This is a genomic window from Celeribacter baekdonensis, assembly GCF_900102315.1.
GTDB lineage: Bacteria > Pseudomonadota > Alphaproteobacteria > Rhodobacterales > Rhodobacteraceae > Celeribacter > Celeribacter baekdonensis.
In genome coordinates this window covers 52,608-71,429 of the sequence record NZ_FNBL01000014.1, presented here as the reverse complement: position 1 = coordinate 71,429, position 18,822 = coordinate 52,608, and the positions used below count along the sequence as shown (strand labels likewise).

The window sequence follows — 18,822 nt, the reverse complement described above, 5'->3', positions numbered from 1 at the left end:
CCGGTCTTTTCTCTTGGAGAGACGAGACAACTGCTGCTAATCTTTTAATCAGGGAGGAACTGAAATTGGATATTTTCTCGAAGAGGGAAGGTCCACGTGCGGAAGATGTGAAGGCGAAGCGCCTGATCTCTGAAAATATGCCCGTGATCCGCAAGCTCGCCGACCAGCTCAGCGGCGGTGGCTATACCCGTATGCGCCAGCAAGAGGCGAAACGGCGGGAACAGCCCAAGCTCGACGGGTTGATGATCTATGATCTCAAAGGGCCTGTGCGCAACGACACCCCCGAACCCTATGTGAAAGTCAGCCTGAACAACCGCGTTGTATTGGCGGACAAGTCCAGTGGGTTGCAGATTCAGATGTTGGGCGAAATTCGCGGCAATTTCATGTCTAAAAAGCTGGTTCTTGCGACCAAGGAAAATGGATTCCTCTCCCCGTTGGATGACGATCTTTACACCCGGTTGAAGCATTTGGAAGGCGTTGAGATCACCCGCGACTTCACCGAGAAGGATTTGGCGAATGAGCTTGAGAGTGTGTTGGACCTGAAAAGCACGTGAGGAAAAACGGCGCTTTTTGAATCATCAGCTATGAGAAAGGAAGGCGTGTCCCCTCATCATGACCCGTTCAAGCTATTTCAACATGCAAAATGACAAGGCTGCGGGGCTGATATGCGGTTCCGATTATTCGGAACAGCATACCCGTGAGGCGTGGGAGCGCTTTGTGTCCTCCGGTCAAAATGCTGAGGCGCGACCTGACACCGTGCGCGAGGAAATCCTTGCCTCGTGGCAGCGCAGCCGGGAGCTCGGGGTCAATGCCGGTGGGCAGGCGTCGCGCAAGATCATTGACGAGAACGGGGTGTTCCTGCGGCAGGAACGCAATGCCGCGTTGCGCAAGGCGGCATCGGCCGCCTTTAAGCGTCTCGAACCCTATCTGAAAGAAGCCAAGACGATCCTGATCCTCGCGGATGATCAGGGCGTCATCATCGACGCCATTGGGGACGAGTTGATCCTGGACGAGGGTCAGGGCATCCATCTTGAGATCGGTGGAGACTGGAATGAACAAACCATCGGGACCAACGGGATCGGCACCGCGCTGACGACGGGAAAGCCCGCCTATGTGCATGCCGCCGAGCATTTCGTGGAAGGTGTGCAGGCCTGGACCTGTGCGGGGGCCCCGATCCGCGATCCGTTTACCCAAGAGATTATCGGGGTCGTTGATTTGTCTGGCCCGCCCCAGATTTTCCGCCAACACAATATTGCTCTGGTTTTGGCCTCGGCGCGCGAAATTGAAATTGCCCTCGCCGAGCAGCAGAAGGACGAGCGCGCCATGCTGCTCGAAGCCTTCATGATGTCCGAATACAGTCGGGTGGATCGCGGTGTGATCCTGTTGGATAAGAACGGCCATGTTCTGTTTCGGCGCGGGGTGGATGAAAAAACCTTGTTGCGGTCCAAGGAGTTGGAAGTCGGTCACAAACTGTTGCCAAAGCTGTTGGAGCTCTCAGACAGAGAGATCACGAACCTGCTGCCGCTGAGTCTTGAGACGGACGGTGTCGAGCGGCTGAAGCTGGAAGGCGTCTATCGCGGTGCGGCGTTGTTTTTGAAAAATAAGAACAATGCGACCCGAGTGCCCGCAACATGTACGATCAAACCGCGCAGCAATGTGAACGAGGGTGAGATCCAGATTATTGGTAGCTCGCCCAAAATGGTCGATGCAATCGAATTGGCCGAGCGCGTGGCGCAAGCCAATGTTTCCGTGCTGATCCATGGGGAAACCGGCGTCGGCAAGGAGCTGTTCGCGCGGCTGATTCATAGTCGATTGCCGCGTGAAAAGGCCCCCTATGTGCCGGTGAACTGTGCGGCGATTTCCGGCGAACTGATCGGGGCCGAACTCTTTGGGTATGAGGACGGGGCCTTCACCGGGGCGGTGCGCGGCGGGCGCGCGGGCAAGTTTGAATTGGCCGATGGCGGCGTGCTGTGCCTCGACGAAATCGGGGACATGCCGATTGAATTGCAACCCTATTTGCTGCGGGCGCTTGAACAACGTGCGATCTATCGGGTCGGCGGCAGCCAACGCCGTCCGGTTGACGTGCGGCTGGTGGCGATGACGAACCGCGACCTGCGGCAAGAGATCGAAAAAGGCAATTTCCGGCGTGACCTGTTTTATCGCGTTGGCGTGGTGACCATCGAAGTGCCGCCCCTGCGGGACCGTGCGAATGACGTGCTTGAACTGGTCGCTCATTTTTCACAAAGCTATGCGCGGGAAACCGGGCGCCCGGCGATGACATTCTCTGATGAGGTGATCAAACGGTTTATGGCCTATCAATGGCCGGGCAATGTGCGTGAATTGCGCAACGTGGTGCAACGTGTTTATCTGATCAAGACAGATGATCTTGTGCGCCTGAGGGACTTGCCGCCCGAATTGCAGGACGATTTCGCCAGTTGCGAAGAAGATCCACTGCCAAACATCCTCAAAGGTCATTCCGGCGATCTCGAAAGCATTGAAGCATCGGCCATCCGCCAGACGATGATTTCGGAAAACGGCAACCTGACGCGGGTTGCGGCGGTTTTGGGGATTTCTCGCCCGACGCTTTATCGCAAGATGAAGCAATACCATATTCGCAAGGCGTCATCCTCGGTGTCCTAGGTGTTCCACCACACTGCAAAATGCAAAGAGACCGCCGCTTACACGCCAGCTGTTTGATCCCGTGCCTGAAGTGCCGATCAATCCGACCTTCCTTTTGGCTCGGCCCAGCGTCAAAGGCATCATCGAAGGCGAAATCCACGACGCCAAGCGTTTGTCTCGAAACTTGTTGATCTTGACATAGAGGCCGATTTACCTTCGATAAGATGTGCCAATTTTACGATATGGGCCAACAGGAACAAGCCTTGGCCGATAGTAAATCCGGTAAAGCCCATCATTCGTTTTCCTGCACAAACCTGATCCCACCTCCCACACTCTGAGGGTGATGTCACAGGCTTCAGAGCTTTACCCGCCTCAATCGCAGCGCATTCCCGATCACCGACACCGAACTGAAACTCATCGCCAGCGCCGCGATCACCGGTGAGAGGAGCACGCCGAACACTGGGTAGAGCACCCCGGCGGCGATTGGGACGCCTGCGATGTTATAGGCAAAGGCAAAGAACAGGTTCTGGCGGATGTTGCGCATGACCGCCTCGGCCAGACGCCGGGCGCGCAGGATGCCCGTCAGATCGCCTTTGACCAGCGTCAGCCCCGCACTTTCCACGGCAACATCGGCCCCCGTGCCCATGGCGATCCCCACATCGGCGGAGGCCAGCGCGGGGGCGTCATTGACGCCATCGCCTGCCATCGCCACCCGTGCCCCGGATGTGCGCAGCTCTTCGACCAGCGCCGCTTTGCCCTCTGGTGAAACTTCGGCGTGGACCTCGTCAATGCCAAGCTGTTTTGCCACCGCTTCAGCCGTGCGTATGCTGTCGCCGGTGGCCATGACAATGCGCAGGCCTTCGCGGTGCAAGGCTTGGATCGCGTCTGGCGTCGTGTCCTTGATCCGGTCCGCCACCGCGAGAATGCCGACAACCACGCCGTCTTTGGCAAGATACATGGCGGTTTTGCCCTCGGATTGCAGATTTTGAAGCACCTCGGTCAAGGCACCCGGTTCAGCGCCAATCTCCAGCATCAGCGCAGAGTTGCCCAGAGCGATCCGGGCATCGTTGACCATGGCAACCACACCTTTGCCCGTGATGGCCTCAAACCCCGTCGCCTCGCGTTTTGGTGCGTCTTTTGTGCCGCTCAAAATGGCTTCGGCCAGCGGGTGTTCGGAGCCGCGTTCAAGGGCTGCGGCGTAGGATTTCAGATCGTCCTCGGAGATCCCACTCGCGATCACATCGGTGAGCGAGGGCTTTCCCTCGGTCAGCGTGCCGGTCTTGTCCATAATCAACGTGTCGACCTTGGCAAACCGTTCGAGCGCCTCCGCATCGCGGATCAAAACGCCCGCCTGCGCACCGCGGCCTGTGCCGACCATGATTGACATCGGCGTTGCAAGACCAAGCGCACAGGGACAGGCGATGATAAGCACGGAAACGGCGGCCACTGTGGCATAGCCCAAAGCCGGGGTTGGCCCGAGTGCCAGCCAAGTCAGGAAGGCGATGAGGGCGACGGCGACCACGGCAGGCACGAAGTAGAGCGACACGCGATCCGCCAGTCCCTGAATGGGCGCGCGCGAACGCTGCGCCTGCGCCACCATCGCGACGATGCGCGACAGGGTGGTGTCCGCGCCGACGGCCTGCGCCGCCATCACGAAGGAGCCGGATGTGTTCAGCGTGCCGCCGGTCACCGCATCGCCTTGCGTTTTTTCGACCGGCAGCGGTTCGCCGGTGATCATGCTTTCATCGACCGAAGAGTGGCCTTCGAGAATCTCGCCATCCACCGGCACGCTTTCGCCTGGGCGCACGCGCAGATGATCGCCGGTTTGCACCTCATCGAGTGGGACGTCTTTCTCTCCATCGTCGGTGACAACCCGTGCGGTCTTCGGCGCGAGGTCCATAAGCGCGCGGATCGCGTCCCCTGTTCTTTCTCGCGCAGTCAGTTCCATGAGCTGACCGACGAGAACCAAAAGGAGGATCACGGCGGCGGCCTCGAAATAGACGGGCGGCAGGCCATGATTGCCCAACATTTCCGGTGGAAACACCGACGGCGCAAGCAATCCGACGAGGGAGAACAGATAGGCCGCAAGCGTGCCGAGTGCGATCAGGGTCCACATGTTCGGCGAGACATTCACCACGGATTTCCAACCGCGCAGGAAGAAAGGCCGCGCGCACCAGAGCACAGGCGTGGTCAACGCGAACTGAAGCCAGAGGAACGGTTTATGTCCAATCCATTCCGCGAAGGGCAGTCCAACATGGGACCCCATTTCAAGCACAAATACGGCCGCCGCCAGCGGTGCCATGATCCAGAACCGGCGCTTGAAATCAACAAGTTCCGGGTTCGGTCCGCTGTCCGCCGAGGGCGTCATTGGTTCCAGCGCCATGCCGCATTTCGGGCAATCTCCGGGATGGTCTTCGATGATTTCGGGGTGCATGGGGCAGGTGTATTGTGTCCCCTCCGGCATGGCTTTTTTCACCGGCCGCGCCCCGAGATAATGCGCCGGGCTTTTTTCGAATTTCTCCTGACAGCCAGCGGAGCAGAAATAGAACCGCTCCCCATCGAGTTTGGACATATGCGCGGCGGTGGCACGCTCCACCGACATGCCGCAGACGGGATCGGTCGCTTTGATATAGGCCTCGGGTGTGGCTTTGAATTTCTCGCGGCACCCTTCGGAACAGAAATGGTAGCTATGTCCCTCGTGGTCGAGCTGCGGCTTGTCTGCATTCGGGTCGACGGTCATGCCGCATACCGGATCGCGGATCACGGCAGGTCTATGGTCGTGGTGGTGCTGGTTGTCGTGCGCTGTCATGGTTCACTCCTGATGCTCTCGGATTCTGACCTCGCCTCCTCAGGTAGGGCCTCCAGCAACTGGAGGGTCAAGGGGGTATTTCGAAACTTTGCTCGGCGGCATGGGTTAAAACTGGTGCGATGATGTGAGATTTCAAATTCCAGAGGGTCAGCCGCCCGCATTGATGTCCGAAATGCGTCTCTCACGTCGATGTGACTTTACCCTCCAGTTGCTGTAGGCTTTATGAAAGCGGTAAGGAGATTGCGATGAATATCGGACATGCCTCGACCCAGACCGGACTGCCAGTCAAAACGATCCGTTATTACGAAGAGATCGGTCTTGTCGCGCCAGACAGGGCCGAGAATGGCTATCGCGATTTTGATGCCGCCCAGATCGCAGATCTGCGATTTCTGGCACAGGCGCGGTTGATGGGGTTTTCTTTGGACGAGTGCCGGACATTGCTCGCGCTTGAGGCAGACCCGTCGCGCCACAGCCGCGATGTGCGTGCCTTGGCCGAGCAAAATCTTGTTTCGGTTCGGGAAAAAATAGCAAACCTTCAGGCGTTGGAGGCGCGTCTCACCGTGTTGATTGAGCAATGTCATGGCGATGAAGCGCCAGACTGCGCGATCCTTGACGGTCTGAGCCACGAGGCCTGAGCCAGGAGGCCAGCGGCACAACACCGCGTTGACCAAATCTCTGCGACCTTTCATAGTGACCATCCAATCATAGTGACCATCCAAAGTCATGGAGAGCTGCTTGCACCGTATTGTGATCATCCTGCTCATCGGTTTGTTGACCGTTTTCTCCGCGCCACGCGCGGGGATGTCGCATGAGATGACTGCGATGGCGCAGGACACTGTCATGTCCATGCATCCCCTTGGCCCATGTCCCGATTGCCCGGACCGAATGTCGGATGCCGCGCCCTTTGACATCCCCTGTCCGCATGGGGCGATCTGCGTCCTTTTCACGCCCAATCATCGCCTTGACCATCCGGTCAGTCGCAGTTTGCGCCCTATCGGCTATCCTGCGCCCACAGTGGCGCACATCCTGACACGCACTCCGGGCCTTGACCTCCCGCCTCCCCGTATCGGGTTCAGCTTTGCCTGAACCCTTTCTTGTGGCGCGCTCAGTCGTCACGCTTTGATACGGAAACACCCATGAACAAATTTGTCCTGCCTCTGGTCGGTGCTGCGGCACTGGCTCTCGGGGCCTACCTTATCTTTAAACCTGAACCCGCAAGCGCACCGCTCGCCTCCTCCTCACGCCCCGCACAAGGCGATCCGATTGTTGCGATCGCTCTGCCTGAGGCGCTGTCAGCCCATGCGCAGATCGGAAAGCGCGCGTTTGACAGCGTCTGCGCCGCCTGTCATGGCGAGAATGCCGCCGGCAAAGAAGGCTTTGGCCCGCCTCTGGTTCACAAGATCTACGAGCCTTCACATCATGGCGATATGGCCTTTCTCATGGCGGCTGAACGCGGTGTTCAGGCCCATCACTGGCGTTTTGGGAATATGCCCATGCAACAGGGTGTGACACAGGGCGATGTCAAAGCGATCATCGCCTATGTCCGCGAATTGCAGCGCGCGAATGGGATCAACTGAGATGAGCGGCCTTTTTGTCACGTCGTCAGGTCCATGCGGGCACGGGGCCATCGTGCTGATGCCGGGTGCTGATGCCGGGCCAGTTTCGCAGCAGGTTCTGAGGGTTTGACGGCCCGTTTTTCACGAAAGTTGCCCGCACGATGATGTGGTCGCGCGGGTGTATTCCCCGCGCGGATCGGTGCGGGCAGCGCCAGATCGGTGATCGACCGCGCCTTTTGTGCCGGGTCGTGCCCTCGGTCTGAAACAGGCGTTGCAGCCTTCGCGGACTCATGCCCTCACCTCACAGGATCTGCGGGCGATGTTCTTGCGGATTTTGGCCGCCGAAGGCATGCCGTTTCTGTCAGAGCATTATGAAATCAACATGCCGACGCGTTCGCCGCCATTCTGCTGATCCGGCGGCAGGGCCTGGAAACGGGGCTTTTCTGGCCCGATTTGCACAATATTTGGCCGTTATTGTCATGTCTTGTTCGGTGTCTTCATGACAGCTTCAGCAGATCAAAGAGTAAGAAGAGTAGTTTCGATGCTTCAGAAAAATCGTGATCACAGCCCTGACGGGGACAAAACGTCGACACGGATTGATTTTCTTTACCTGTCTGAGCCGGACATGATCCGCGCAGGCGTGACCGATATGGCGGCCTGTGTCGACACGATGGAAGAAATGTTCGGCCTGCTGTACAGCGGCGATTATCGCATGGCGGGCGTGAACAACAATTCGCATGGATCAGTGGTGGTTTTTCCTGAAACCTCGCCCTTTCCTAACATGCCGCGGCCAACGCCGGATCGGCGGTTCATGGCGATGCCCGCCTATCTGGGCGGTCGCTTCGGGACCGCCGGGATGAAATGGTACGGATCGAACATCGAGAACCGCGACAAGGGGCTGCCACGGTCGATCCTGATGTTCATTCTGAGTAATGCCGACACTGGCGCGCCGCTGGCCTTTATGTCGGCCAACCTGCTGTCGGCCTATCGCACGGGCGCGATCCCCGGCGTCGGCGCGCGCCATCTGGCGCGCAGGAATTCCAGAACGGTGGGGATCCTGGGGCCTGGGGTAATGGCCAAGACCTCGCTTTCGGCATTCATGGCGGTCTGCCCATTGATTGACACGGTCAAGATCAAGGGGCGCGGACAGAAGAACCTTGATGCGTTTTTGACGTGGATTGCCGAGACGTTTCCGCAGATCACCACGGTCACCGTTGTCGACAGTGTTGAACAGGTGGTGCGCGATTGCGACATTGTCACCTTCTGCGGGTCGGGGGCGACGGGTGATCCTTCGACCTATCCGACGGTCAAACGGGACTGGGTGAGCCCCGGCACATTTCTGGCGATGCCGGCATTGTGCAACATCGACGCTGGGATGGAGGCACCGGAGATCCGCAAGGTTCTGGACAATCCGGGCCTGTATCACGCGTGGTTCGAGGAGAACTCCAAGCCGGTGCACCGGCACATCCCTGCGGTCGGTATCCGCTGGCTGGACCTTGTGGACGAGGGCCGGATTGCGCCCGACCAGTTGGAAGACTTTGGCAAGATCGTTGCGGGAGAGGCACCCGCACGGCGGGACGAGGACGAGATCATCATGATGTCGGTCGGCGGGATGCCGGTTGAGGACGTGGCCTGGGGCACGGTGGTTTATCGCAATGCTGTCGAGAAGGGCATTGGCGTGCCGCTGAACCTTTGGGACAGCCCGGCACTGCGCTGACTCCTGCCGCCTCCAGAGACCGCTGTTAATTTTCCTGAAAGAAGTGAAGACCATGACCGAGATTGTAAAACTGAAAACCGGCTCGCGTTTTGAAGAACACGGCAGCTATTCGCGTCTTGTCGCGGTGGACAACCTGATTTTCGTGTCCAACACCGCCGGGCGCAATCCCCGGACCAAGCTGATCCCCGAGGACCTGACCGAGCAGACCCAGCAGGTTCTTGCCAATATCGAACGTGCGCTGAGTGCGGTGGGGTCCTGTCTCGAAGATGTTGTTTCGGCGCGGGTCTATGTACAGTTCACCAAGGATATCGACACGATTATGACTGCCTACGGGGAAAGGATGCGCGGGATCAACCCGACGCTGACCATGACCTGCCCGCCGCTGGGATCGACCGAATATAAGGTCGAGATTGATGTCACCGCCTATCGCGGGGCGTCGAAGGTAGAGGTCCGGGACATCCTGCTGACCGACGCGCAGTAACCAGATGCAAGTATTCAAGGATTAGGATTGTGGCCCCGGTTATCGCGCCTGTTCAGACATCACTTGATACCCCCGAGGCGACCTGCGTTGTCGTGATCGGCGGGGGTATTGTTGGCTTGACCGCAGCGTTGAGCCTTGCAGAGCGGGGGATTCCGGTTGTCGTCCTGGAAAAGGGGCGTCTTGCCGCAGAGCAGTCTTCGCGCAACCTTGGCTGGGTCCGCAAGACCGGGCGGGACATTTCCGATCTGCCGCTGTCGGTGGAGTCGGACAGGCTGTGGGCCGCGATGTCGGAACGGGTTGGCGCGGATGTGGGATATCGGCAGGCGGGCATCATGTATGTCGCGCGCACAGAAGCCGAGATGGAAAAGCATCAAAGCTGGCTTGGATCAGCGGGGGGGCGGTCGCTGGATTCGCGGCTGCTGAGCCCCGCTCAGATCAACACGCTGGTGCCGGGCGGTGTGGAAAACTGGTACGGCGGCATTCATACGCCTTCGGATGGTCGGGCAGAACCAACGCTGGCCAGCAGTGCGATTGCGGCAGCGGCCATCGTCAAGGGGGCGGTGATCGTTGAAAACTGCGCGGTGCGCAGGCTTGTCACCCAGGCGGGGCCCATTAGCGGTGTGATGACCGAGCGGGGCGAAATTCGGTGCGATCAGGTGTTGCTGGCCGGGGGCATTTGGTCACGGCGCTTTCTGGCCAACCATGGCGTGGCCTTGCCGATCCTGCCGCTTGTCGCTTCGGTGTTTCGCACCGGTGCGATGGAGGGGCCGACGGACATTGCCGTCGGGGCTGCGGATTTCTCGTTCCGCAAGCGGCACGATGGCGGCTACACCATCACCCAGCGGGGTGCGCTTTTTGCACCCTTGATGTTGGATCACCTGATGATCGGGCATCGTTATCTGCCGGTTTTGAAAGCGGAATGGAAGAATGTGCGCGTGTCGCTGGGCGGGGATTTCCTGCGTGACCTTGCGCTGGCGCGGCGCTGGTCGGGGGACGCACGTTCGCCGATGGAGCAACTGCGCACAATGGACCCTGCGGTTCATCACGGGCTGAACGCCGATGCAATGCGCAACCTTTGCAAGGCCTGGCCGGTGTTCAACGCGGCGGTGGTCAAGCAAAGCTGGGCGGGGATGATCGACGTGACGCCGGATTCGATGCCGGTGATCTCACCGGTGGAAAAGCTGCCGGGGCTGACGCTGGCCTCGGGTTTTTCGGGCCATGGCTTTGGCACCGCTCCGGCGGCGGGGCAATTGGCGGCCGATCTGATCACTGGCGGTACGCCGGTCGTCGACCCCACACCCTATCGGTTTGACCGACTGTAAGGTCGCTCGGCATCAGTAATCAGGGATCGCGCCCTGGGCCGGTCCAAAGCGGGAGTAACGGACAATGAATGTAATGATCGAGAGAGCGGGCGGGTCGGCTGTACGCATCCCCGCGGCCAGGATGCTGATCGACGGGCAATGGTGTGACGGGATCGAGGGGCGCTTGATCGCGGTCCATGATCCGGCGACGGAAGAAAAGATCGCCGAAGTCGTTGCGGCGACGGCGGCCGATGTGGACCGGGCCGTGCAAGCGGCGCACCGCGCCTATGAAAGCCCGTCATGGCAAAAGATGCGCCCGCTGGACCGGGGTCGTTTGTTGGAACGGCTGGCGTTGCTGATCGAGCGGGATGCCGACGATCTGGCGCGGCTGGAGACGCTGGACAACGGCAAGCCCTATGGCGTTTCGCGCAATGTGGACATGAAATTTGCTATGGATGCCTTGCGCTATTACGGCGGGTGGAGTTCCAAAATGGCGGGGGAATACATTCAGCTTTCCCCGTTCTTTGACGATGGCGGCACCTATCGCGCCTATACCGAGCGCAGGCCTGTGGGGGTTGTGGGTGGCATCACGCCGTGGAATTTTCCGCTGGGGCAGGCGGTGCAAAAGCTGGCACCTGCGATTGCTTTTGGTTGCACCGTGGTGTTGAAACCCTCGGAAGAGGCGTCATTGACAACCCTGCGGCTGGGCGAACTGATCCTTGAAGCCGGGTTTCCCGAGGGGACGGTCAATATTGTCACCGGCTATGGTCACGAGGCGGGGCAGGCGTTGGTTGATCACCCGCTGGTGCGCAAGATCGCCTTTACCGGATCGACGCTGACGGGGCAAAAGATCCTTGCCGCCTCGGCGCGGACGATGAAGCGGGTGACGCTTGAATTGGGTGGGAAATCCCCGACCATTGTGCTGGCCGATGCGGATCTGGATCAGGCGATACCCGGTGCCGCCAATGCGATTTTCCCGAACTCGGGACAGGTCTGCACCGCCGGTTCGCGGCTGTTGGTCGAGGCGTCGATCTTTGACGAGGTGACGCAGGGCGTGGCACGACTCGCGCAGGACTTGAAACTGGGCAGCGGATTTGACCCTTTGGTTCAGCTTGGGCCGCTGGTTTCCGCCCGCCAACTGGATCGGGTTTCGGCGCTGGTGGCCAAAGGAATCGAAGAGGGGGCGGAGCCATTGTGCGGTGGGGCACGCGATGCGGGCAGGGGGTATTTCTATCGCCCGACCGTGTTGAGCGGCGGGCGGCCAGACATGCAGATTGCGCATGAAGAGGTCTTTGGGCCGGTGGTTCTGGCGATGCCCGTTCAGGATCCGCGCGACATCAAGGCGCTGGCGAACGACACGGCCTATGGGCTGGGCGCAAGCATCTGGACCCGCGACATCAACAAGGCGCATCTTCTGGCTGCACAGCTCGATTGCGGAACGGTTTGGATCAATACCCATAACGTGCTGGACTTGGCCATGCCTTTCGGAGGCACCAAACTGTCGGGTCTTGGCCGCGAGTTCGGGACCGAAGTGATCCACGCCTATACCGAGCCCCGCGCGGTGTGTATGCGGCTGGAAACATCGGCTTTCGACTGAAATCGGATCAGGACGCGGGACCGTCGTCTTCGGTCATTCCGGCGATACGCCGCGCGCGGCGCAGGGCGACGATGGGGGATTCTCCAGTCCAGTCCCGGAAGGCGCGCGAAAAGGCGGATTGATTGACATAGCCCAGATGCGCCGCAAGCTGGCTGAGTTTGATTGTTCCCGTGCTGAGCAGCATCTCGGCTTTTTTGCGGCGCTCGCGGTTGAGAATTTCGCTGAAACTGGTCCCAAAGGTGCCAAGCTGTCGGCGCAAGGTGCGCGGCGCAACGCCGAGTATCTCTGCCAATGTTTCCAAATCGACGCTTTCGCGCCCCAAACGCTGATCAATCAGCTGTGACAGGCGTTCGTGGATTGGGCGAAAGCTGCCCTCGGGCGAGCGCAGAAGATCGAAAAGATGCATTTCGACAATCGCCCGTGCTGACGCGTTCGAATTGATCCAGGCTTGCATGGGGCGATCAAGATCGGTGTCGCGCAACAGAATGCTGTTGGTGGCGGCGTTGCCTTTGACCGGACAGCGAAAATATCGTTCCAACGTGGCCTCACGCCCGGTGATGTCATGTTCAAAGCAAAGTTCGACCGGGCTCCAGCGTTCGGAAAAAAGCTGGCGGATCAGCGCGCATAACCCCGCTATGGAATTCTCGGAATCCTGAAGGCGCGGCCAAATGGTCATGTCATCAATGGAATAGCCGTAGCTGGTTTCTCCGAACTCCTGACGGACGTCATTGGTTGTGTGGCTTTGCCAGCTTGCCTGAAAGCGCAGGAAAACGGCGAGCGCTTCGCGCAGGGTCGGGGCGGTGGCCAGCAGCGGATAGACCGGCCCGACTTCCCACAGGCGGAAGTTCTGGCCAAGTTCGAGGCCCAGGAAAGGACGATCCAGTGCCTTTGCGGCCTCTTCGAAAAAGGCGACGTAGGATTTCAGCGGAAAGGGCGCGTAGGGGTTCAGGGATTTGCCGGGCTTCAGGTTGAACCGGGCCAGGGCATGCCGACACTTGAGCGACGGGCCGCGCATTTCGTTGATGATCGGATCCAGAAAGAACTGTCGCAAGGTGGCCTCTTGCGGTGCCGGATGCTTGCGGCGCTTCGGGGGGTGTGTGTTGTGGTCTGGGTCTTGGGCATGCATCGAATTCGTCCTGTTTCGAATCTGCTTTGTATGTGAAATAATGCTATAGCATGTTTTTGGTGTTTTTACCGAATGCGTTAAACCGTGTTGAAATGGCCTGATTCGCAAAATTAATGGCCTCAACTGGTATAGACCGCACATTAGGGGGCCCCTAATCTTGAGGCAAGACGCCAGAACCGGGGGCGACCGGATTGCCGCTGACCGTTCTTGACCAGTTGCGCCGGGCCCGCGTCCGGCAATCTTCCCGACCGGTCCGGGTCAGGGTGAAACCCAAGACGATCTGCCACTGGCAGCAAAAAGAAAATGAATGCATCAATAGGGAAATATCAGATGAACAGTGTGGATAGACGTCTTTTCATGAAGCTCGCAGCGGCGGCTGGCGGCACTTTGCTGGTCAGCCCGAATTTTGCCTTTGCGGGTGAGGTCGATAACCTGTCCATTGCGTGGACAACAGACACGGCAAGCTGGGACCCCAATCAGCGGTTGTCCCCGGATCCGCAGACAATTCTGAAGATGGTCTTTGACCAGCCCATCGACATGACTAGCGATTTGAAGCTTACCCCCGGTCTGCTGACCGAGTGGACTCTGGCAGATGACGCGATGAGCATGCACGTGACGCTGCGCGACGACGTGACCTTTTCGGATGGATCGAAGCTGACCACCGAAGATTTCCGTTATACCTTTTTCGAGCGGGTCAATCAGGGCGAGGAGCTTGATATTGCGGTGGGATTCGGCACGGTTTCGGACATTGAGATCCTCTCACCGACCGAAGCGGTCATGCAGTTTTCAAAGCCCTCTCCGATTGTGGCGCAATGGCTGAGCTTCAGCGCAAGCTATGTTGTTTCCAAAGCCTATGCCGAAAAGGTCGGCCCCGAGAAGATGAAGACCAGCCCAATGGGAACTGGCCCCTACGTGCTCACGGAATACCAGCGTGACAGCCGTATCGTGCTGACCCGGCGCGATGATTACTGGGGCGACCTGCCGTCGGCCAAGCAGATCACCATTGAAATCATTCCCGATCCGACGGCCCGGCTGGCCGCGTTGGAATCCGGCACCGTGGACATTGCAACCGAGCTTTCGATCCGTGATGTCAAGCGGTTGGAACAGGGCGGCACCCTGAATGCGGTCACCAATCCGATTGCACGGATCATCTATGTCACGATCCGCGCCGATGGTGTTTTTGCGGATCGCAACGTCCGGTTGGCGGCGCATCATGCCGTCGACAAAGACCTGCTGTCCAAGGCGTTTTTCGGCGGGGATGCGGTGACCATCAACCAACCCACCATTCCGGGCATGCCGAGTTTTCTGCCCGATTTCCATTTCGATTATGACGTGGCAAAGGCACAGGAGCTGTTGGCGGCGTCGGGCTTTGGCCCGGACAATCCTGTCACGCTTGATTTTGCCACCACAAACGGTCAGTTCCCCGGTGATTATGACATTGCCCGCGCCGTTGTGACGATGTGGGAAAAGGTCGGGATCAAGGCCAATCTGACTGTGATCACCGAGTCGCAGTGGTACGAGCTGAATGCCTCGGGCAAGTTGCCCCCCGCCTCGCTGTTTGTCTGGGAAAACGGCACCGGCGATCCCGAGCTTTTTGCCGGGAACATGTTTGACGCCGACCTGCCGTTTGCCACCTATCGCACGGATGAGGTGACGGCGATGATCAAGCCGCTGCTGAAAGAGCCGGACTATGATACGCGCATCAAGGGCTATGAAGAGTTCAACCAGTACCTGATCGAAGAAGGTGCCATGATCCCGCTTTTGCAGGCCATCCAGACGATTGGCTATCGCAACGGGATTGAGATCAAGCCCTGGGCCAACGGTCTGATCCGGCCAGAGGCCATCACGATCAGCTAGGCCAAGTCGATCATCCGCACGCCATGGCCGTGATCGGCCATGGCGTGTCTTTTATGTGCAAGGAGGTGCGGCTTTGTTTATTGCTATTCTGCGCGTCATTGTCCGCAGGCTTCTGGCGATTGTGCCGGTTTTCGCGGTGGTGACGGTGCTGGTTTTTGGTGCGTTGCGCATTCTGCCCGTCGATCCGGCGCAGATGTCGCTGCCGCCCTCCGCGACAATCGAGCAGGTCGAGGCCAAGCGTGAAGCGATGGGGCTGAACCGGCCGATCTGGACGCAGTATTCGATGTGGGCACAGGCGGCGATAACGGGGGATCTGGGTGAATCCGCGCAATATCGCACGTCGACTGCCGCGGTGGTTCTGGATCGCCTGCCCGCGACGATCGAACTGGTGATCTGTGCGCTGATCTTTGCGGTTTGCGTCGGGATGACCGGCGGACTGTTGATCTTTGCTGTACGGGGCACAGCGCTGGAGTCGGTCGGGCTGGTGGTGACATCGGCGGTGATGGCGCTGCCGGATTTCCTGTTGGCGCTGCTTTTCATCCTGCTGCTGGGGGTCTTGATACCGATCTTTCCGGTCAACGGGCGGCTTGACCCCGGCATGCAGGTGCCGTCGTACACGGGATTTTTGCTGATCGACGCGGTGCTGACCGGGGATTTCCGGGTCATCGTCAGCGCGTTTGAACATATTGCCCTGCCAGTGATGGCGCTGGGTCTGGCCTTTTCCCCGACAATTGTGCGGGTGCTGCACGCCAGCCTGATCAATACCTATCAGCAAAGCTATATCCAACAGGCGCGGCTGCGCGGGTTGAGTGATCGGGAAATCTTGTTTGGTCAGGCGCTGAAGAACGCGATTGTGCCGGTTGTCATCCTTGTGGGCACGCAGTTCGGCGGGCTGTTCGGCGGCACACTGCTGGTCGAGATGATCTTTTCCTTCCCGGGGCTGGGCAACCTGATGGTCAAGGCGATGCAGACGGCGGACCTATCAGTGATCATGGCGATTTCGCTGATCTATTGTGCCACCACACTGATCTTCAATTCGATTGCGGATGCGTTGGCCTATCTGCTGAACCCACGGCTGAGGAACGGATGATGGGAAAAATGTATCGCCTGCCTGATCCTGGGCTTTTGATTGGTGGCAGTGTTGCACTGCTGGTTTTGGTCTGTGGCATTTTCGCGCCATGGATTGCGCCCTATCATCCCAATGATCAGGAGTTGCTGTTCATTCTTGCGCCGCCGGTCTGGGCGGATGGAGGTTCCATGGCGCATCCGTTGGGCACGGATAGTCTGGGACGTGATACGCTGTCGCGGCTGATCTATGGCGCGCGCACGGCGGTTACCGTGGCTGCGGCGGCGTCGTTTGGCGCAATGTTGCTGGGGGCGTTCTTTGCCCATCTGGCGGGTTATTTCGGCGGCTGGGTCGACTGGATCATCAGCCGCACGGTCGAGATCTGGTTGTCGTTCCCGCCGGTCGTGTTGTCGATGTTGCTGATCACCGGGCTTGGCATCGGTATCGACAAGGTGATCCTGGCAATTGTTCTGGTCGACTGGACGCGGTTCTGCCGTGTCCTGCGCAGCGAGGTGCAGGTGGCACGGGGGCAGGATTACGTGGCCTTTGCGCGACTGATCGGGTTTTCCCATTTCCGCGTCATCATAAGAGAGATTTTTCCGGCGACCCTGCCGATGCTGATTACGCTGTTGAGCCTGCAAATGGGAATCTCGGTTGTGGTCGAGGCAATCCTGTCCTTCGTGGCGATGGGGGTGCCATCGGATGTGCCGGCCTGGGGCCAGATGATCGCGGATGCTCGGATTGACATGTATTACGCGCCCTGGGGGCTTGCGCTGCCGATCTTTGCGATTTTCCTGACGGTTCTGAGCTTTAACCTTTTCGGCGACGGGCTGCGGCGCACGCTTGATCCGCGCCACACAGCACAGCGGAGCGCCTGAGGCATGACCGAGCATGACATCCTTCGTATCAAGAGCCTCGAAATTTCGCTGATGACGGGGCACAATATTCTGAACGGGATTGATCTGACAATCCGTGCGGGGCGGATTCACGGCGTGATCGGAGAATCCGGGGCGGGCAAGTCGATGATCGGCAGCGCCATCGCCGACACCCTGCCGCAGGGGCTGGAGATTTCACGCGGTGCGATTGAATTCGACGGGCTGACGCTGACGGATATGAACGCCAGAACACGCCGCGACCTGCTTGGGCGCGATATCGGTTTTATTCCGCAGGAACCGATGAGCGCGCTGAACCCCAGTCTGACCATTGGCCATCAGGTCTGTCACCACCTTGCCAGAATCGGGTTGCGGACCGCCAAGACACGTCAGGAGCGTGCGGTCGAATTGTTCACCGAGGTCGGGCTGGATCGACCTTGGGACTTGCTGCAAAGCTATCCGCACCAGTTGTCGGGCGGCATGTTGCAAAGGGTCCTGATCGCGATGGCCTTTGCGTCAAATCCGCGGCTGGTGATTGCCGATGAGCCGACGACGGCACTGGATGTCACGATCCAGAAAAAGGTGGTCGAGTTGATCGCCCGCACCCGCGCGGCCCACAACACCGCAGTGCTTTTCATCACCCATGATCTGCAACTCGCCGCCGATGTCTGCGACGATGTATCGGTGCTATATGCGGGGCGGATTGTTGAAACGGGTGCGGCGGAGCGCATCATTCATGCGCCGATGCACCCGTATTCCAGATGTCTCAATCTTGCGACGCCGAACCTGTCGGGGCCGAAGGCACAGTTGATGATCCTGCCCGGAACGATGCCGGGGCCGGTGGATCGCATGCAAATGCCGGGCTGTGAATTTGCGCTGCGCTGTCCGCTGGCAGAGGATCAGTGTCACAGCACCAGACCGGCGCTGGATGGTGTCGGGACAGAGCACAAAAGTGCCTGTCACTGGCCCGAGCGCACCGGGTTGATCACCGCTGTCGAGGCCCCAACCGGGACGGCGGCGGGAAGGCTGGGCGAAAAGCTTGTGCTGCGGGCGACGGGGCTGGGCAAAGCCTATCGCCAGCACGACTGGCTTGGGCGCGTGCGCGAGGTTCATGCGCTGCGCGGGTTGGATTTTGACGTGCGTGAAGGCGAATTCGTCGGCATCGTAGGGGAAAGCGGATCGGGCAAAAGCAGCCTGACCAAGTTGATTGTCGGCCTTGAGGACGTGAGCACGGGTGTGCTTGAGCTGGTGGGGCTGGACCGCGCCACCGCGCCGCGCGCGGACTTTTTCGACAAGGTCCAACTGGTGTTTCAAGATCCGCAATCGGCGCTGAACCCGCGTCGCAAGATCGGCAGGCTGGTGACCCAGGCCCTTGAGGGGCGGGGCGGGGCGTATTCGGCGGCAACCCGTGCGGAGTTGGTCAAGACCCTGCTGGCCAAGGTCATGTTGCCGCCAGAGGTGGCCGACCGCTTTCCCGATCAACTTTCCGGCGGGCAGAAACAGCGGGTGAATATCGCGCGGGCGCTGTGTTCCAATCCGCAGCTTTTGATTGCTGACGAGATCGTCTCGGGGCTGGATGTTTCGGTTCAGGCGCAGATTCTCGAACTGCTGAGCGCGTTGCGCAAGGAGGCGGCGTTTTCGCTGTTGCTTGTCTCGCATGACCTTGCGGTTGTGCGCCATGTCTGTGATCGGACGCTGGTGATGTGCAAAGGCGAGATTGTCGAACAGGGTCCGGTCGAAGAGGTCTTTGGCAATCCGCAGCATCCCTACACCCGAGACCTTGTCGCCGCAGCGCAGGGGCCGACGGTGTCGTCCATCTGA

The 18,822-nt window shown here is 59.4% G+C and carries 15 protein-coding genes; 13 read left to right on the top strand and 2 right to left on the bottom strand.

The features are described 5' to 3' along the window. Nucleotides 1-65: 65 nt before the first annotated feature. On the top strand, nt 66-554 hold the full coding sequence (locus tag BLT54_RS18160; protein WP_074646596.1) for a hypothetical protein: 489 nt from the start codon (nt 66-68) through the stop codon (nt 552-554). Between the two features lie 58 nt (nt 555-612). Beyond that, on the top strand, nt 613-2,640 hold the full coding sequence (locus BLT54_RS18155; RefSeq protein ID WP_083351888.1) for a sigma-54-dependent Fis family transcriptional regulator: 2,028 nt from the start codon (nt 613-615) through the stop codon (nt 2,638-2,640). A gap of 334 nt (nt 2,641-2,974) precedes the next feature. Here BLT54_RS18155 and BLT54_RS18150 read toward each other — a convergent pair whose 3' ends face one another. Further along, entirely contained in the window at nt 2,975-5,428 is a 2,454-nt protein-coding gene (locus BLT54_RS18150; RefSeq protein WP_074646595.1) for a heavy metal translocating P-type ATPase, read from the bottom strand. Between the two features lie 245 nt (nt 5,429-5,673). On the opposite strand from BLT54_RS18150, the gene BLT54_RS18145 reads away from it, so the two are divergent. The 7 genes from BLT54_RS18145 to BLT54_RS18115 all read left to right on the top strand — a co-directional run bounded on the left by BLT54_RS18145 (nt 5,674) and on the right by BLT54_RS18115 (nt 12,080). Beyond that, on the top strand, nt 5,674-6,063 hold the full coding sequence (locus BLT54_RS18145) for a MerR family DNA-binding protein (protein WP_074646594.1): 390 nt from the start codon (nt 5,674-5,676) through the stop codon (nt 6,061-6,063). A 100-nt stretch (nt 6,064-6,163) separates the two neighbouring features. After that, entirely contained in the window at nt 6,164-6,514 is a 351-nt protein-coding gene (locus BLT54_RS18140) for a hypothetical protein (RefSeq protein WP_074646593.1), read from the top strand. 50 nt (nt 6,515-6,564) lie between these two features. Beyond that, nucleotides 6,565-7,005: a c-type cytochrome gene (locus tag BLT54_RS18135; protein WP_074646592.1), complete on the top strand. Its 441-nt coding sequence runs from the start codon at nt 6,565-6,567 to the stop codon at nt 7,003-7,005. Nucleotides 7,006-7,525: 520 nt separating this feature from the next. Continuing rightward, nucleotides 7,526-8,701 (top strand): ornithine cyclodeaminase family protein, encoded by a 1,176-nt coding sequence (locus BLT54_RS18130; protein ID WP_074646591.1) that lies wholly within the window; start codon nt 7,526-7,528, stop codon nt 8,699-8,701. 52 nt (nt 8,702-8,753) lie between these two features. Further along, nucleotides 8,754-9,182: a Rid family hydrolase gene (locus tag BLT54_RS18125; RefSeq protein WP_074646590.1), complete on the top strand. Its 429-nt coding sequence runs from the start codon at nt 8,754-8,756 to the stop codon at nt 9,180-9,182. 29 nt (nt 9,183-9,211) lie between these two features. Beyond that, the gene (locus BLT54_RS18120; protein ID WP_074646589.1) at nt 9,212-10,504 is read left to right on the top strand and encodes an NAD(P)/FAD-dependent oxidoreductase; all 1,293 of its coding nucleotides are present in this window, start codon (nt 9,212-9,214) and stop codon (nt 10,502-10,504) included. A gap of 73 nt (nt 10,505-10,577) precedes the next feature. Next, entirely contained in the window at nt 10,578-12,080 is a 1,503-nt protein-coding gene (locus BLT54_RS18115; protein WP_245708050.1) for an aldehyde dehydrogenase family protein, read from the top strand. Between the two features lie 7 nt (nt 12,081-12,087). Here the strand turns inward: BLT54_RS18115 and BLT54_RS18110 are convergent, their stop codons facing one another. After that, nucleotides 12,088-13,131 (bottom strand): AraC family transcriptional regulator, encoded by a 1,044-nt coding sequence (locus BLT54_RS18110; protein ID WP_176832915.1) that lies wholly within the window; start codon nt 13,129-13,131, stop codon nt 12,088-12,090. Between the two features lie 432 nt (nt 13,132-13,563). Here BLT54_RS18110 and BLT54_RS18105 point away from each other — a divergent pair, with 432 nt between their 5' ends. The 4 genes from BLT54_RS18105 to BLT54_RS18090 all read left to right on the top strand — a co-directional run bounded on the left by BLT54_RS18105 (nt 13,564) and on the right by BLT54_RS18090 (nt 18,822). Then, a complete protein-coding gene (locus BLT54_RS18105; RefSeq protein WP_176832914.1) occupies nt 13,564-15,063 on the top strand; it encodes an ABC transporter substrate-binding protein in 1,500 nt (499 codons plus the stop codon). A gap of 73 nt (nt 15,064-15,136) precedes the next feature. Next, nucleotides 15,137-16,153: an ABC transporter permease gene (locus tag BLT54_RS18100; RefSeq protein WP_074646585.1), complete on the top strand. Its 1,017-nt coding sequence runs from the start codon at nt 15,137-15,139 to the stop codon at nt 16,151-16,153. Continuing rightward, nucleotides 16,150-17,007 (top strand): ABC transporter permease, encoded by an 858-nt coding sequence (locus BLT54_RS18095; protein WP_074646584.1) that lies wholly within the window; start codon nt 16,150-16,152, stop codon nt 17,005-17,007. The genes BLT54_RS18100 and BLT54_RS18095 overlap by 4 nt, the downstream gene beginning before the upstream one ends. A 3-nt stretch (nt 17,008-17,010) precedes the next feature. After that, a complete protein-coding gene (locus tag BLT54_RS18090; protein ID WP_074646583.1) occupies nt 17,011-18,822 on the top strand; it encodes a dipeptide ABC transporter ATP-binding protein in 1,812 nt (603 codons plus the stop codon).